The 14,395-nt window shown below is 59.8% G+C and carries 15 protein-coding genes; 11 read left to right on the forward strand and 4 right to left on the reverse strand.

Going from position 1 to position 14,395, the window contains the following annotated elements; all coding sequences use genetic code 11:
• Positions 1 to 119: 119 nt before the first annotated feature.
• Positions 120 to 461 (reverse strand): zinc ribbon domain-containing protein YjdM, encoded by a 342-nt coding sequence (locus tag AACY49_RS21430; protein ID WP_007901863.1) that lies wholly within the window; start codon positions 459 to 461, stop codon positions 120 to 122.
• A 193-nt stretch (positions 462 to 654) separates the two neighbouring features.
• Complete coding sequence (locus tag AACY49_RS21435; RefSeq protein WP_019650960.1) at positions 655 to 1,623, reverse strand: polyprenyl synthetase family protein; 969 nt, start codon at positions 1,621 to 1,623, stop codon at positions 655 to 657.
• Between the two features lie 240 nt (positions 1,624 to 1,863).
• Between AACY49_RS21435 and rplU the strand changes: the two genes are divergently transcribed.
• The 5 genes from rplU (at position 1,864) to AACY49_RS21460 (ending at position 5,627) form a co-directional block, all read left to right on the forward strand.
• Positions 1,864 to 2,178, forward strand: coding sequence for a 50S ribosomal protein L21 (gene rplU, locus AACY49_RS21440; RefSeq protein ID WP_007901869.1), 315 nt, complete (start codon positions 1,864 to 1,866; stop codon positions 2,176 to 2,178).
• Between the two features lie 35 nt (positions 2,179 to 2,213).
• Positions 2,214 to 2,489 carry a 50S ribosomal protein L27 gene (gene rpmA / locus AACY49_RS21445; protein ID WP_007901871.1) on the forward strand — a complete coding sequence of 92 codons (276 nt, stop codon included), beginning with the start codon at positions 2,214 to 2,216 and terminating at the stop codon, positions 2,487 to 2,489.
• 195 nt (positions 2,490 to 2,684) lie between these two features.
• A complete protein-coding gene (cgtA, locus tag AACY49_RS21450) occupies positions 2,685 to 3,908 on the forward strand; it encodes an Obg family GTPase CgtA (RefSeq protein WP_253418535.1) in 1,224 nt (407 codons plus the stop codon).
• 123 nt (positions 3,909 to 4,031) lie between these two features.
• Positions 4,032 to 5,150, forward strand: a complete 1,119-nt coding sequence (gene proB, locus AACY49_RS21455) for a glutamate 5-kinase (RefSeq protein WP_258700650.1) — start codon at positions 4,032 to 4,034, stop codon at positions 5,148 to 5,150.
• Between the two features lie 12 nt (positions 5,151 to 5,162).
• Positions 5,163 to 5,627 (forward strand): CreA family protein, encoded by a 465-nt coding sequence (locus AACY49_RS21460; protein WP_258699005.1) that lies wholly within the window; start codon positions 5,163 to 5,165, stop codon positions 5,625 to 5,627.
• Positions 5,628 to 5,811: 184 nt separating this feature from the next.
• Here the strand turns inward: AACY49_RS21460 and rpsT are convergent, their stop codons facing one another.
• Positions 5,812 to 6,090 (reverse strand): 30S ribosomal protein S20, encoded by a 279-nt coding sequence (rpsT, locus tag AACY49_RS21465; RefSeq protein WP_003185593.1) that lies wholly within the window; start codon positions 6,088 to 6,090, stop codon positions 5,812 to 5,814.
• 252 nt (positions 6,091 to 6,342) lie between these two features.
• On the opposite strand from rpsT, the gene murJ reads away from it, so the two are divergent.
• From murJ to ispH, 6 genes are all read left to right on the forward strand, one after another.
• A complete protein-coding gene (gene murJ / locus AACY49_RS21470) occupies positions 6,343 to 7,881 on the forward strand; it encodes a murein biosynthesis integral membrane protein MurJ (protein ID WP_339526269.1) in 1,539 nt (512 codons plus the stop codon).
• A 129-nt stretch (positions 7,882 to 8,010) separates the two neighbouring features.
• The gene (gene ribF / locus AACY49_RS21475; RefSeq protein WP_258699007.1) at positions 8,011 to 8,961 is read left to right on the forward strand and encodes a bifunctional riboflavin kinase/FAD synthetase; all 951 of its coding nucleotides are present in this window, start codon (positions 8,011 to 8,013) and stop codon (positions 8,959 to 8,961) included.
• Positions 8,962 to 11,793 (forward strand): isoleucine--tRNA ligase, encoded by a 2,832-nt coding sequence (gene ileS, locus AACY49_RS21480; RefSeq protein WP_339526271.1) that lies wholly within the window; start codon positions 8,962 to 8,964, stop codon positions 11,791 to 11,793.
• On the forward strand, positions 11,786 to 12,298 hold the full coding sequence (gene lspA, locus AACY49_RS21485) for a signal peptidase II (RefSeq protein ID WP_320393261.1): 513 nt from the start codon (positions 11,786 to 11,788) through the stop codon (positions 12,296 to 12,298). The genes ileS and lspA overlap by 8 nt, the downstream gene beginning before the upstream one ends.
• 7 nt (positions 12,299 to 12,305) lie before the next feature.
• A complete protein-coding gene (gene fkpB / locus AACY49_RS21490; RefSeq protein ID WP_320394475.1) occupies positions 12,306 to 12,743 on the forward strand; it encodes an FKBP-type peptidyl-prolyl cis-trans isomerase in 438 nt (145 codons plus the stop codon).
• Between the two features lie 161 nt (positions 12,744 to 12,904).
• Positions 12,905 to 13,852: a 4-hydroxy-3-methylbut-2-enyl diphosphate reductase gene (gene ispH / locus AACY49_RS21495; protein WP_008008700.1), complete on the forward strand. Its 948-nt coding sequence runs from the start codon at positions 12,905 to 12,907 to the stop codon at positions 13,850 to 13,852.
• Here ispH and AACY49_RS21500 read toward each other — a convergent pair.
• On the reverse strand, positions 13,821 to 14,378 hold the full coding sequence (locus tag AACY49_RS21500; RefSeq protein ID WP_320394476.1) for a GspH/FimT family pseudopilin: 558 nt from the start codon (positions 14,376 to 14,378) through the stop codon (positions 13,821 to 13,823). The two genes, ispH and AACY49_RS21500, sit on opposite strands and share 32 nt — an antisense overlap.
• Positions 14,379 to 14,395: the final 17 nt, after the last annotated feature.

The raw sequence follows: 14,395 nt of genomic DNA on the forward strand, positions 1-14,395 counted from the left end.
CCCCCCCCCCCCCCCCCCCCCCCCCCCCCCCCCCCCCCCCCCCCCCCCCCCCCCCCCCCCCCCCCCCCCCCCCCCCGAAGCACCATCCCACGCCAGGCGCGGGATGGAATACAGCAGGCTCAGACTTTTCTGACGAACTCGGATTTGAGCTTCATCGGGCCAATGCCGTCGATCTTGCAGTCGATGTCATGATCGCCATCGCACAGGCGGATGTTCTTGACCTTGGTGCCGACCTTGACCACCAGCGACGTGCCCTTGACCTTGAGATCCTTGATCACGGTGATGGTATCGCCGTCCTGCAGAACGTTGCCGACCGAATCCTTTTTCACGGTGTCGTCGGAGGCCACTTCGGCTTCGCCGCTGGCGGACCACTCATGGGCGCACTCCGGGCAGATCAGCTGCGCGCCGTCTTCGTAGGTGTATTCGGAATTGCATTTCGGGCAGGGTGGCAACGTGCTCACTAAAGCTCCTTGGATTCAGGATGGCTAAAAACGCACATTATATAGGGTTTTAGGCAGGAGGGGGGGGGGCAACGCTACTCCTGTGGGAGCCGGGCTTGCCCGCGATGCGGGCGCCCCGGTGTTTTAGATGCACCGCGGTGATGCCATCGCAGGCAAGCCAGCTCCCACAGGAGCCGGTCCTTGCAAGAGGGTGTCAGTGCGTACGGGCTACCGCAAACTCGCTCAATTCCACCAATGCATCGCGGTATTCGCTGGCAGGCAGCGCGTCCAGGCACTTGATCGCACGGGCCACGTAGTCGCGGGCCAGTTGCGCGGTGTAATCCAGCGAGCCGGAAGCTTCGACAGCTTCGCGAATGCTTTCCAGATCTTCGATGCCACCTTTCTGGATCGCCTGACGAACCAGTGCGGCCTGCTCCGGAGTGCCTTCGCGCATGGTGTAGATCAGCGGCAGAGTCGGTTTGCCTTCGGCCAGATCGTCACCGACGTTCTTGCCCAGGGTCTCGGCATCGCCACGGTAGTCCAGCAGGTCGTCGACCAATTGGAAGGCCACGCCCAGGTGATCACCGAAGGTGCGCAGCGCTTCGCTCTGTTCCAGCGAGGCCCCGGCCAGGGCGGCGGCACTGTGGGTCGAGGCTTCGAAGAGCATCGCGGTTTTGCCGCGGATGACTTCCATGTAGGTTTCTTCGGTGGTGCTGGCGTCGCGGACCTTCGACAGCTGCAACACTTCGCCTTCAGCGATGATGCGCGTGGCTTGCGAAAGGATCTTCATCACCGGCATGGAGCCCAGTTCGACCATCATTTCGAAAGAACGCGAATACAGGAAGTCGCCCACCAGCACGCTCGGCGCGTTGCCCCACATGGCATTGGCGGTCGAGCGACCACGGCGCATGCCTGACATGTCGACGACGTCGTCATGTAGCAGGGTGGCGGTGTGCAGGAACTCGATGGTGGCGGCCAGCAGACGCAGGTCATCGCCTTCGCGGCCCAGCGCCTTGCCGCACAGCAGCACGAGCAACGGACGCAGGCGTTTACCGCCAGCCGAGGTAATGTAGTCGCCGATTTTCGATACCAGCGGCACTCGGGAAGTCAGCTGCTTCTTGATGATGCCGTCGACGGCGCTAAAATCGTCCGCCACCGCGCGGTAGAAAGCTTGGGGTTGCATCAGCGACAGTTGCTCCAGAAGGGGTGCGCGGCATGCTAGGACCCACGTCCGGGCCTGTCAAGGCACGATGGACGGCCACTTGCAACGCCAGAGCAGCTTGCGTACAATCGCGCACCCTGAACTTCCTGGGCAGCACCTGCCTTACGCAATTGCAAACAGGCCTTCCAGCCTTATGCAGCCATGCCAGCCAATACCTCTTCTTATAAAGAGCTGGGTGAGCAGGATTATCGGAGAAATACCATGTCTTATGCAGTAATCGTTACTGGTGGCAAGCAGTACAAAGTTGCTCCAGGTGAATACCTGAAGATCGAAAAACTGGAAATCGCTACCGGCGAATCCGTAACTTTTGATCGCGTTCTGTTGGTTGCCAATGGCGACGACGTGAATATCGGCGCTCCAGTTGTTCCTGGCGCTACCGTTGTGGCTGAAGTGATCTCCCAAGGTCGTCACGATAAAGTCCGCATCATCAAGTTCCGTCGCCGTAAGCACCACATGAAGCGTATGGGCCACCGCCAGTGGTACACCGAGATCAAAATCACCGGTATTCAGGCTTAATTTCAGCCTAATTCCTCACTAGGAGAATTGAACTCATGGCACACAAAAAAGCTGGTGGTAGTACCCGTAACGGTCGCGACTCAGAAGCCAAACGCCTTGGCGTGAAGATGTATGGCGGCCAGGTTATCATTCCGGGCAACATCATCGTGCGTCAGCGCGGTACCCAATTCCACGCTGGCTACGGCGTTGGCATGGGCAAGGATCACACTCTGTTCGCTAAAATCGACGGCGTGATCAAGTTCGAAGTAAAAGGCGCCTTCGGTCGTCGTTACGTGAGCATTGTCCCGAAGACTGACGTCGTCGCGGCATAATTACGTAGTTGCTGGAAAAGCCCTGTCTTGCGACGGGGCTTTTTCGTTTGTGGGGTGAGTCTCTTGCAAAGCTGTTTGTGATGGGCTCCAGCGCTGTATTGGCGGTCGTTGATTGAGGTCGCTGCGCTCATTTTTGCAAGAGTCTTATGTCTTGGTTGTTTTTCGGCTCGTCCGTATGGCGAGAGGCGTTTTGTTATGAAGTTTGTTGATGAAGTATCGATTCGAGTAAAGGCCGGCGACGGTGGCAACGGTTGCATGAGTTTCCGTCGGGAGAAATTCATTGAAAACGGCGGCCCGAACGGCGGCGACGGTGGCGATGGCGGCTCCATCTACATGATGGCCGACGAAAACCTGAACACCCTGGTCGACTACCGTTACACCCGGCACTTCGATGCTGAGCGTGGCTCCAACGGTGGCAGCACCGACTGCACCGGCAAAAAAGGTGAAGACCTGGTCCTGCGGGTGCCGGTCGGTACCACTGTGATCGACTCTGCTACCCAGGAAGTCATCGGCGACCTGACCAAGGCTGGTCAGCGTCTGCTCGTGGTTCAGGGCGGCTGGCACGGTCTGGGTAACACTCGTTTCAAATCCAGTACCAACCGCGCGCCGCGCCAGACCACGCCGGGTAAGCCGGGTGAGCAGCGCGACCTGAAACTGGAAATGAAAGTATTGGCGGACGTCGGCCTGCTCGGTTTGCCGAATGCCGGTAAAAGCACCTTCATTCGCTCGGTGTCGGCCGCCAAGCCGAAAGTCGCTGACTACCCGTTCACCACGCTGGTGCCGAACCTGGGTGTGGTCAGCGTCGATCGCTGGAAGAGCTTCGTGGTGGCGGACATTCCGGGCCTGATCGAAGGTGCTTCCGACGGTGCGGGCCTGGGGATTCGCTTCCTCAAGCACTTGTCGCGTACCCGTTTGCTGCTGCACCTCGTCGACATGGCGCCGCTGGATGACACCAGTGCTCCGGACGCCGCTGAAGTGATCGTCAGCGAGCTGACCAAGTTCAGTCCGTCCCTGGCCGAGCGTGATCGCTGGCTGGTGCTGAACAAGTGCGACCAGATCCTCGAAGAGGAGCACGATGCTCGCGTCAAGGAAATCGTTGATCGTCTGGAGTGGACCGGTCCGGTCTACGTGATCTCGGCGATCGCCAAGCAAGGCACCGAGCGTCTGTGCCACGACATCATGCGTTACCTGGAAGATCGTGCCGATCGTCTGGCTAACGACCCGGCCTACAAGGAAGAGCTGGCCGAGCTCGATCAGCGCATCGAAGACGAGGCCCGTGCCCAGTTGCAGGCGCTGGACGATCAGCGTGCTCTGCGCCGCAGCGGCGTGAAGTCGGTCCATGATATCGGTGACGACGATTGGGACGAAGAAGATGTGGATGACGAAGACGGTCCGGAAATCATTTACGTGCGTGACTGATTCGTTGCGATAAACTTAAGCGCCGCTCACTGGAGCGGCGTTTTAGTATCTGGAAATCGGTAGTCACGAATAACGTTACGGGCAGCGCTGGGTCGTGCTGTCCTCAAGCTAAGGTTGAAGATGATGCGGAGCAAGGTGACAGGTGCGCAGCGTTGGGTCGTGAAAATCGGCAGCGCTTTGCTGACGGCGGACGGCAAGGGCCTGGATCGCGCGGCAATGGGTGTCTGGGTCGAGCAGATGGTTGCCCTGCATGAGGCAGGTGTTGAGCTGGTGCTGGTGTCCTCCGGGGCGGTGGCGGCGGGCATGAGTCGTCTGGGCTGGACCGTACGACCCGGTGCCATGCACGAGTTGCAGGCGGCTGCCGCCATCGGTCAGATGGGGTTGGTGCAGGCTTGGGAGTCGAGCTTCGCCGAGCATGGCCGGCATACCGCGCAGATTCTCCTGACTCACGACGATTTGTCTGACCGCAAGCGCTACCTGAACGCTCGCAGTACGTTGCGCGCGCTGGTCGAGCTTAAGGTGATCCCGGTGATCAACGAGAACGATACCGTGGTCACTGACGAAATCCGTTTCGGCGACAACGACACGCTGGCGGCGCTGGTGGCGAACCTGGTCGAGGCTGATTTGCTGGTGATCCTCACCGATCGCGATGGCATGTTCGACGCTGATCCGCGCAACAATCCCGATGCCAAGCTGATTTACGAAGCGCGAGCCGATGATCCGGCGCTGGATGCGGTCGCCGGCGGCACTGGCGGTGCGCTGGGGCGTGGCGGTATGCAGACCAAATTGCGCGCTGCACGTCTGGCGGCGCGTTCCGGTGCGCACACCATCATTGTGGGTGGGCGTATTGAGCGGGTGCTGGATCGCCTCAAGGCTGGCGAGCGCATCGGCACCTTGCTGTCGCCTGAGCGCGGCATGCTGGCGGCGCGCAAGCAGTGGTTGGCCGGGCATCTGCAAACCCGCGGCACCCTGGTGCTGGATGCGGGCGCGGTGACGGCGTTGTCCCAGGGCAATAAAAGCTTGCTGCCGGTGGGCGTCAAACTGGTCCAGGGCAGTTTTCGTCGTGGCGAAATGGTGGTTTGTGTGGCGCCGGACGGTCGTGAAATCGCCCGTGGCCTGGCTAACTACAGCGCGCTGGAAGCACAAAAAATCATCGGTCAGTCGTCTGAGGCGATTGTCGGTTTGTTGGGTTACATGGCTGAACCGGAGCTGGTTCACCGCGATAACCTGATTCTGGTCTGAAGGAATACCTGAATGCGTATGGCAAAAGGATTATTGAGCTTGTTGTTGGCGATGCCGCTGCTGGCCTCGGCTGAGGAAATTGGTCAGGTGTCGACGGTGTTCAAGTTCGTCGGCCCGAACGACCGTATCGTTGTCGAGGCGTTTGATGATCCGAAGGTTGAGGGGGTGACCTGCTACCTGTCCCGGGCCAAAACTGGCGGCGTGAAAGGTGGGTTGGGCTTGGCCGAGGATCGCGCTGAGGCGTCGATTGCCTGCCGTCAGGTCGGGCCGATCAATTTCAAGGGTGAGCTCAAGGATGGCGAGGAAGTGTTCAAGGAGCGCACCTCGCTGGTATTCAAGACCATGCAGGTGGTGCGCTTCCTCGACAAGAAGCGCAATACGCTGGTGTATCTGGTCTACAGTGATCGTTTGATCGAGGGCAGCCCGCAGAATGCGGTGACGGCGATTCCGATTCTGCCATGGACTCACGCTCAATAAGTTAACGCAGATCCAAATGTGGGGGCGGGCTTGCTCGCGAAGACTGACTAGCATCCAACACCTGTGTTGACTGTTATGCCGCCTTCGCGAGCAAGCCCGCTCCCACATTTTTTTGCGGTGTATTCGATAAATCGCAGGCAATAAAAAACCGACCCTGAGGTCGGTTTTTTAATGAGCGTGTCGCTTAGGCAGCAGCGGCAACGTTCAGGGCCTTTACGTGGCCATTCAGGCGGCTCTTATGACGAGCAGCTTTGTTCTTGTGGATGATGCCTTTATCGGCCATACGGTCGATAACTGGCACGGCCAGAACGTAAGCAGCTTGAGCTTTTTCAGCGTCTTTTGCGTCGATGGCTTTAACTACATTCTTGATGTAGGTACGAACCATGGAACGCAGGCTGGCGTTGTGGCTGCGACGCTTCTCAGCCTGTTTTGCACGTTTTTTGGCGGAAGGTGTGTTGGCCACCGTCGAGCTCCTCGAAAGACTTTTTAGGAAATAGCAAACAAAATAGGCCGCGAATCATGCCGATGAGTTGATGTCTTGTCAAGGGCGGTTGAAACGATCCGCTAAGTGGCAGGTATGGAGCGCCGGGATATTTCTTTCCGGCGTGCGACCTGTAAACTCGCGAGCTTTGGCTCTGTGCTGTTGCGGCGCGGAGTATCGCATAAGTGGGCGCGTTGTTCGCCTGCTGTTTATCGACAGGCAAAAACTCTTTCAATGAATCTGCTCAAATCGTTGGCCGCTGTCAGCTCTATCACGATGCTTTCCCGGGTGTTGGGGTTTGTTCGTGACACCCTAATCGCCCGTGCATTTGGTGCGGGGATGGCGACCGACGCCTTCTTTATCGCCTTCAAACTGCCCAATCTACTGCGGCGGATCTTCGCCGAAGGGGCGTTTTCCCAAGCCTTCGTGCCGATTCTTGCCGAATACAAAAGCCAGAAGGGTGAAGAGGCGACGCGAACCTTCATTGCCTACGTCTCGGGCCTGCTGACGCTGGTGCTGGCGCTGGTCACCGCGTTGGGCATGCTTGCCGCGCCCTGGGTTATCTGGGCCACGGCACCGGGTTTCGTCGATTCTCCGGAAAAATTCGAGCTGACCACCGACCTGTTACGGGTCACTTTTCCTTATATATTGCTGATCTCGCTGTCTTCATTGGCCGGAGCGATCCTCAACACCTGGAACCGCTTCTCGGTGCCGGCCTTCGTGCCGACCCTGCTCAATGTCAGCATGATCATCTTTTCGGTGTTCCTGACGCCGTACTTCGATCCGCCGGTGATGGCGCTGGGCTGGGCCGTTCTGGTGGGGGGGCTGGCGCAGTTGCTGTTCCAGCTGCCGCACCTGAAAAAGATCGGCATGCTGGTGCTGCCGCGCCTGAACCTGCGCGATAGCGGTGTCTGGCGGGTCATGAAACAGATGCTGCCGGCGATCATTGGCGTTTCGGTGAGCCAGATTTCGCTGATCATCAACACCATATTCGCTTCGTTTCTGGTGGCCGGTTCCGTGTCCTGGATGTATTACGCCGACCGTCTGATGGAATTGCCATCCGGCGTGCTGGGTGTGGCACTGGGAACGATTTTGCTGCCGACCCTGGCCAAGACTTACGCCAGCCAGGATCGCCACGAATATTCACGGATACTCGATTGGGGGCTGCGCCTGTGCTTCATGCTGGTGTTGCCGTGCTCTCTGGCGCTGGGGATTCTGGCAGAGCCGCTGACGGTTTCGTTGTTTCAGTACGGCCAGTTCAGCGCTTTTGACGCGGCCATGACCCAGCGCGCGTTAATCGCTTATTCCGTCGGTTTGCTGGGGATTATCGTGATCAAAGTGCTGGCGCCGGGCTTTTATGCGCAACAAAACATTCGCACCCCGGTAAAAATCGCGATTTTCACCCTGATCGTCACCCAGCTGTTCAACCTGGTGCTGATCGGGCCGTTGGCTCACGCCGGTCTGGCCCTGGCCATCAGCGCGGGGGCCTGCATCAACGCCGGGCTGCTGTTCTATCAACTGCGCAAGCAGCAGATGTATCAGCCACAACCGGGCTGGGCGAAGTTCGGGCTCAAACTGTTGGTGGCGGTCGCGGTGATGTCCGCGGTATTGCTGGGTGCGATGCACTTTATGCCGGCCTGGGAGCAGGGGGATATGCTTGAGCGCCTGCTGCGTCTGGGCGCGTTGGTGATCGCCGGCGTGGTGGCGTATTTCGGCATGTTGCTGTTGATGGGCTTCCGTTTGCGCGACTTCAATCGCAAGGCATTGAGCTGAGGCTTTTGTCTCGATAAATACGGGCGGGCCGACGGTTTTGTCGGCTCGATCACTTTGGGTTACGGTGTTGCCTGTCGTCGGCCGCCGGGTGTGGTTATAATCGACCACTTTATGAGCAAGAAGCGCGTTATGCAGCTGGTTCGAGGCCTCCACAACCTGCGCCCCCAGCATCGGGGCTGTGTCGCCACTATTGGCAACTTTGACGGTGTTCACCGTGGTCACCAGGCTATCCTGGCCCGGCTGCGTGAGCGTGCGCTCGAGTTGGGCGTGCCCAGCTGCGTGGTGATTTTCGAGCCGCAGCCGCGAGAGTTCTTCGCCCCGGACACCGCCCCGGCCCGTCTGGCCCGCCTGCGGGACAAACTGCAGTTGCTGGCCGAAGAAGGTGTCGATCGGGTGCTGTGCCTGGCTTTCAATCAGCGACTGAGCAAACTCAGCGCCAGAGAGTTCGTCGATACTATTCTGGTGGACGGCCTCGGCGTGCAGCATCTGGAAGTCGGTGACGATTTCCGTTTCGGCTGTGACCGGCTGGGGGATTTCGATTTCCTGCAGCAGGCCGGCGCCCTTCAGGGGTTTACCGTCGAAGCGGCGCAGACCGTCGAGATGGACGGCATTCGTGTCAGCAGCACTCAGGTGCGTAATGCCCTGGCCGCTGCCGATTTTGCCTTGGCCGAGCAGTTGCTCGGTCGTCCGTACCGGATTGCCGGGCGAGTCCTGCACGGCCAGAAGCTGGCGCGCCAGCTGGGTACGCCCACGGTCAACGTGCAGCTCAAGCGTCGTCGTGTGCCGCTGAGCGGGGTTTACCTGGTCAACGTCGACATCGACGGCAAGACCTGGCCAGGTGTCGCCAATATCGGCGTACGGCCAACGGTCGAAGGGGATGGCAAAGCCCACCTCGAAGTACACCTTTTAGATTTTGCCGGCGATCTGTATGACCGGCGTTTGACGGTGGTTTTCCACCACAAGCTGCGTGAAGAGCAGCGTTTCGCCTCTCTGGAGGCGCTTAAGACGGCGATCAATGCGGATGTTGCCGCCGCCCGTGCCCTGTCGCACCTAGCGCCAATCGCTAATGAAGAGCCTTAAATGACCGACTATAAAGCCACGCTAAACCTTCCGGACACCGCCTTCCCAATGAAGGCCGGCCTGCCTCAGCGCGAACCGCAGATTCTGCAGCGCTGGGACAGCATTGGCCTGTACGGTAAGTTGCGCGAGATTGGCAAGGATCGTCCGAAGTTCGTACTGCACGACGGTCCTCCGTACGCCAACGGCACGATTCACATCGGTCATGCGCTGAACAAGATTCTCAAGGACATGATCATCCGCTCGAAAACCCTGTCGGGTTTCGACGCGCCTTATGTTCCGGGCTGGGACTGCCATGGTCTGCCGATCGAGCACAAAGTCGAAGTGACCCACGGCAAGAACCTGGGCGCCGACAAAACCCGCGAACTGTGCCGTGCCTACGCCACCGAGCAGATCGAAGGGCAGAAATCCGAATTCATCCGTCTGGGCGTGTTGGGCGATTTCGCCAACCCGTACAAGACCATGGACTTCAAAAACGAGGCTGGTGAAATCCGCGCCCTGGCGGAAATCGTCAAGGGTGGCTTCGTATTCAAGGGCCTGAAGCCTGTGAACTGGTGCTTTGACTGCGGTTCGGCCCTGGCTGAAGCGGAAGTCGAGTACGAGAACAAAAAATCCGCGACCATCGACGTGGCGTTCCCGATCACCGACGAAGCCAAACTGGCCGCCGCGTTCGGTCTGCCATCGCTGGGCAAACCCGCCTCGATCGTGATCTGGACCACCACCCCGTGGACCATCCCGGCCAACCAGGCGTTGAACGTTCACCCGGAATTCAATTACGCCCTGGTCGACGTCGGCGACAAGCTGCTGGTGCTGGCTGAAGAGCTGGTCGAGTCCTGCCTGGCCCGCTACAGCGTGGAAGGTTCGGTGATCGCCACCACCACCGGCAAGGCGCTGGAGCTGATCAACTTCCGTCACCCGTTCTACGATCGTCTGTCGCCGGTTTACCTGGCCGACTACGTCGAACTGGGCGCGGGCACCGGCGTGGTCCACTCCGCGCCAGCCTACGGCGTGGACGACTTCGTGACCTGCAAAGCCTACGGCATGGTCAACGACGACATCCTGAACCCGGTACAAAGCAATGGCGTGTATGTGCCGTCGCTGGAGTTCTTCGGCGGCCAGTTCATCTGGAAGGCCAACCCGGCCATCGTCGACAAACTGACCGAAGTCGGCGCGCTGCTGCACACTACCACCATCGAACACAGCTACATGCACTGCTGGCGTCACAAGACCCCGCTGATCTACCGCGCCACCGCGCAGTGGTTCATCGGCATGGACAAAGAGCCGACGACTGGCGACACCCTGCGCAGACGCGCAATCAAAGCCATCGAAGACACCAAGTTCGTTCCGGCCTGGGGCCAGGCGCGTCTGCACTCGATGATCGCCAACCGTCCGGACTGGTGCATCTCCCGTCAGCGTAACTGGGGTGTGCCGATCCCGTTCTTCCTGAACAAGGAAAGCGGCGAACTGCACCCACGCACCGTCGAGCTGATGGAAATCGTCGCCCAGCGCGTCGAAGTCGAAGGTATCGAAGCCTGGTTCAAGATGGACGCCGCCGAGTTGCTCGGTGAAGAGGCGCCGCTGTACGACAAGATCAGCGACACCCTGGACGTCTGGTTCGACTCGGGCACCACGCACTGGCACGTCCTGCGCGGTTCGCACCCGATGGGCCACGAGACCGGTCCACGCGCCGACCTGTACCTGGAAGGCTCGGACCAGCACCGCGGCTGGTTCCACTCGTCGTTGCTGACCGGTTGCGCCATCGACGACCACGCGCCGTACCGCGAGCTGCTGACCCACGGTTTCACCGTTGACGAATCCGGTCGCAAAATGTCCAAGTCCCTGGGCAACGTAATCGCGCCGCAGAAGGTCAACGACACCCTGGGCGCCGATATCATGCGTCTGTGGGTCGCTTCCACCGACTATTCGGGTGAAATGGCGGTTTCCGAGCAGATCCTGCAACGCAGTGCGGACGCCTACCGGCGTATCCGTAACACCGCGCGCTTCCTGCTTTCCAACCTGACCGGTTTCAACCCGGCCACCGACATCCTGCCGGCCGAAGAAATGCTCGCCCTGGACCGTTGGGCCGTGGACCGTACCCTGTTGCTGCAACGCGAGCTGCAGGAGCACTACGGCGAATACCGCTTCTGGAACGTTTACTCCAAGATCCACAACTTCTGCGTGCAGGAGTTGGGCGGTTTCTACCTGGACATCATCAAGGACCGTCAGTACACCACTGGCGCCGACAGCAAGGCCCGTCGTTCGTGCCAAACCGCGCTGTTCCACATCAGCGAAGCGCTGGTGCGCTGGATCGCGCCGATCCTGGCGTTCACCGCCGACGAGCTGTGGCAGTACCTGCCGGGCGAGCGTAACGAGTCTGTGATGCTCAACACCTGGTACGAAGGCCTGACTGAACTGCCGGAAGGCTTCGAGCTGGACCGCGCCTACTGGGAGCGGATCATGGCGGTGAAGGTGGCGGTCAACAAGGAAATGGAAATCCAGCGCGCGGCGAAGGCTGTCGGTGGCAACCTGCAAGCCGAAGTGACACTGTTCGCCGAAGACGCGCTGAGTGCCGATCTGGCCAAGCTGAGCAACGAACTGCGCTTCGTGCTGATCACCTCGACCGCCAGCGTTGCACCGTTCGTGCAGGCGCCGGCCGACGCGGTGGTCACCGAAGTCAGCGGCCTGAAGCTCAAAGTGGTCAAGTCGGGCTTCGCCAAGTGCGCCCGTTGCTGGCATTGCCGTGAAGACGTCGGCGTGAACCCGGAGCATCCGGAAATCTGCGGTCGTTGCGTCGATAACATCAGCGGCGCGGGCGAGGTTCGTCACTATGCCTAATGCCGTTGGCCGTTTCGGACGGCTGAGCTGGCTCTGGTTGAGTTTGCTGGTCCTGGTCATTGACCAGGCCAGCAAGTTCTACTTCGAAGGCAAGCTCGAGATGTACCAGCAAATCGTGGTGATCCCCGATTTGTTCAGCTGGACCCTGGCCTACAACACTGGCGCGGCGTTCAGCTTCCTGGCCGATAGCTCGGGCTGGCAGCGTTGGCTGTTCGCCTTGATCGCGGTGGTGGTCAGCGCGGTGCTGGTGATCTGGCTCAAGCGCCTGGGACGCAACGAAACCTGGCTGGCGATTGCGCTGGCCTTGGTGCTGGGTGGCGCGCTGGGCAATCTGTACGACCGCATTGCCCTGGGCCATGTGATCGATTTCATTCTGGTGCACTGGCAGAACCGCTGGTATTTCCCGGCGTTCAACTTTGCCGACAGCGCAATTTCTGTCGGTGCCGTGATGCTTGCGCTGGATATGTTCAAAAGTAAGAAGACCGGAGAAACCGTTCATGACTGAGCAGGTATTGGCTGAGCAACGCATTGGCCAGAACACGGAAGTCACCTTGCACTTTGCATTGCGCCTGGAGAACGGCGACACCGTCGACAGTACCTTCGACAAAGCCCCGGCGACCTTCAAGGTCGGCGACGGCAACCTGTTGCCAGGCTTCGAAGCCGCGCTGTTCGGCTTCAAGGCCGGCGACAAGCGCAGCCTGACCGTCGAGCCGGAAAACGCCTTTGGTCAACCTAATCCGCAAAATGTGCAGATCATCCCGCGCTCGCAGTTCCAGGACATGGAACTGTCGCCAGGACTGCTGGTGATCTTCAACGATGCGGCCAATACCGAGCTGCCAGGCGTGGTGAAGGAATTTGATGACGCGCAAGTGACCATCGACTTCAACCACCCGCTCGCCGGCAAAACCTTGACCTTTGACGTCGAGATCATCAACGTCAAGGCGCTGTAACTGACCGAATACGGAAAAATGTGGGAGCGAGCCTGCTCGCGATGAGTACCTGACATTCAACATTGATGTTGACTGACACTCCGCCATCGCGAGCAGGCTCGCTCCCACAATTGGTTTTTCACTGTTTCGCTATTTCTTGCGCGCAAGACACGAGGCACAGCATGCAAATCAAACTCGCCAACCCCCGTGGCTTCTGCGCCGGTGTGGACCGGGCGATCGAAATCGTCAACCGCGCCCTGGAAGTCTTCGGGCCGCCGATCTACGTGCGCCATGAAGTGGTCCACAACAAATTCGTTGTCGAAGACCTGCGCGCCCGTGGGGCAATCTTCGTCGAGGAACTGGATCAGGTGCCGGACGACGTGATCGTGATCTTCAGTGCCCACGGGGTTTCCCAGGCCGTGCGCACCGAAGCCGCAGGCCGTGGCCTGAAGGTGTTCGACGCTACCTGTCCGCTGGTGACCAAGGTGCACATCGAAGTCGCGCGTTACAGCCGCGACGGCCGTGAATGCATCCTCATCGGCCATGCCGGCCACCCGGAAGTCGAAGGCACCATGGGCCAGTACGATGGCAGCAATGGTGGCGCGATCTATCTGGTCGAAGACGAAAAAGACGTCGCAGCGTTGCAGGTGAACAACCCTGAAAGGCTGGCCTTCGTTACCCAGACCACCCTGTCCATGGACGATACCAGCCGCGTGATCGACGCTCTGCGTACACGTTTCCCGGCGATCGGCGGTCCGCGCAAGGACGACATCTGCTACGCCACGCAAAACCGTCAAGACGCCGTCAAACAACTGGCCGACGAATGCGACGTGGTGCTGGTGGTCGGTAGCCCGAACAGCTCCAACTCCAATCGTCTGCGTGAACTGGCCGAACGCATGGCTACCCCGGCCTATCTGATCGACGGCGCCGAAGATCTGCAAAAGAGCTGGTTCGACGGTGTCGAGCGTATTGGTATCACCGCCGGTGCCTCCGCTCCGGAAGTGCTGGTGCGTGGCGTGATTCAGCAATTGCAGGCCTGGGGCGCCACCGGTGCCGATGAACTGGCCGGCCGCGAAGAGAACATCACCTTCTCCATGCCTAAAGAGCTGCGCGTGCGCTCCTTGCTTTAACGCTTTTCCCTCCTGGACACAGCGCCTGCTCAGCCTGATGGCTGCGCAGGCTGACGCGACCGGTCGCGGCCAGCACCACCTGGAGCTGAGAGACCGGTTCGCGGGCTGCGCAAATGTGCAGTGTCCCTGCTTGAAAGGCCCGTCCGGGCATCTGTGGTTCGCCAATACTGTTGAAACGTATGTATCGCCTGACCGGCCAGTTGCCGACAATCGGCACCCGGGCGCCACTCGCGCGCTCAACCAGCAGCGGATTGCTGCTGTCCTCCGGGCCTTTGCCGCTGAGATCCAGAATGATCCGCCAGCCCTGACCCCAGTCGCCGTTGATGCCGTGAATCACAACGCTCTGATTGCGTGTGATGGCAGCGGTTCTGGCATTACGTATGCCGCTGGCAATCGACTGCGCTGCCTGCTCCCGATGGTTCGATTCTGTAAAGGCGGCGAACGCCGGACTGACCAGTTGCAGAACAATCCCGACAATCGTCAGTCCCATGAGCAGTTCGATCAGGCTGAAACCTTGCTGACGCATGTCATCTCCCTCCCTGG

Source organism: Pseudomonas sp. EL_65y_Pfl2_R96 (genome assembly GCF_963970905.1).
Classification (GTDB): Bacteria; Pseudomonadota; Gammaproteobacteria; order Pseudomonadales; family Pseudomonadaceae; genus Aquipseudomonas.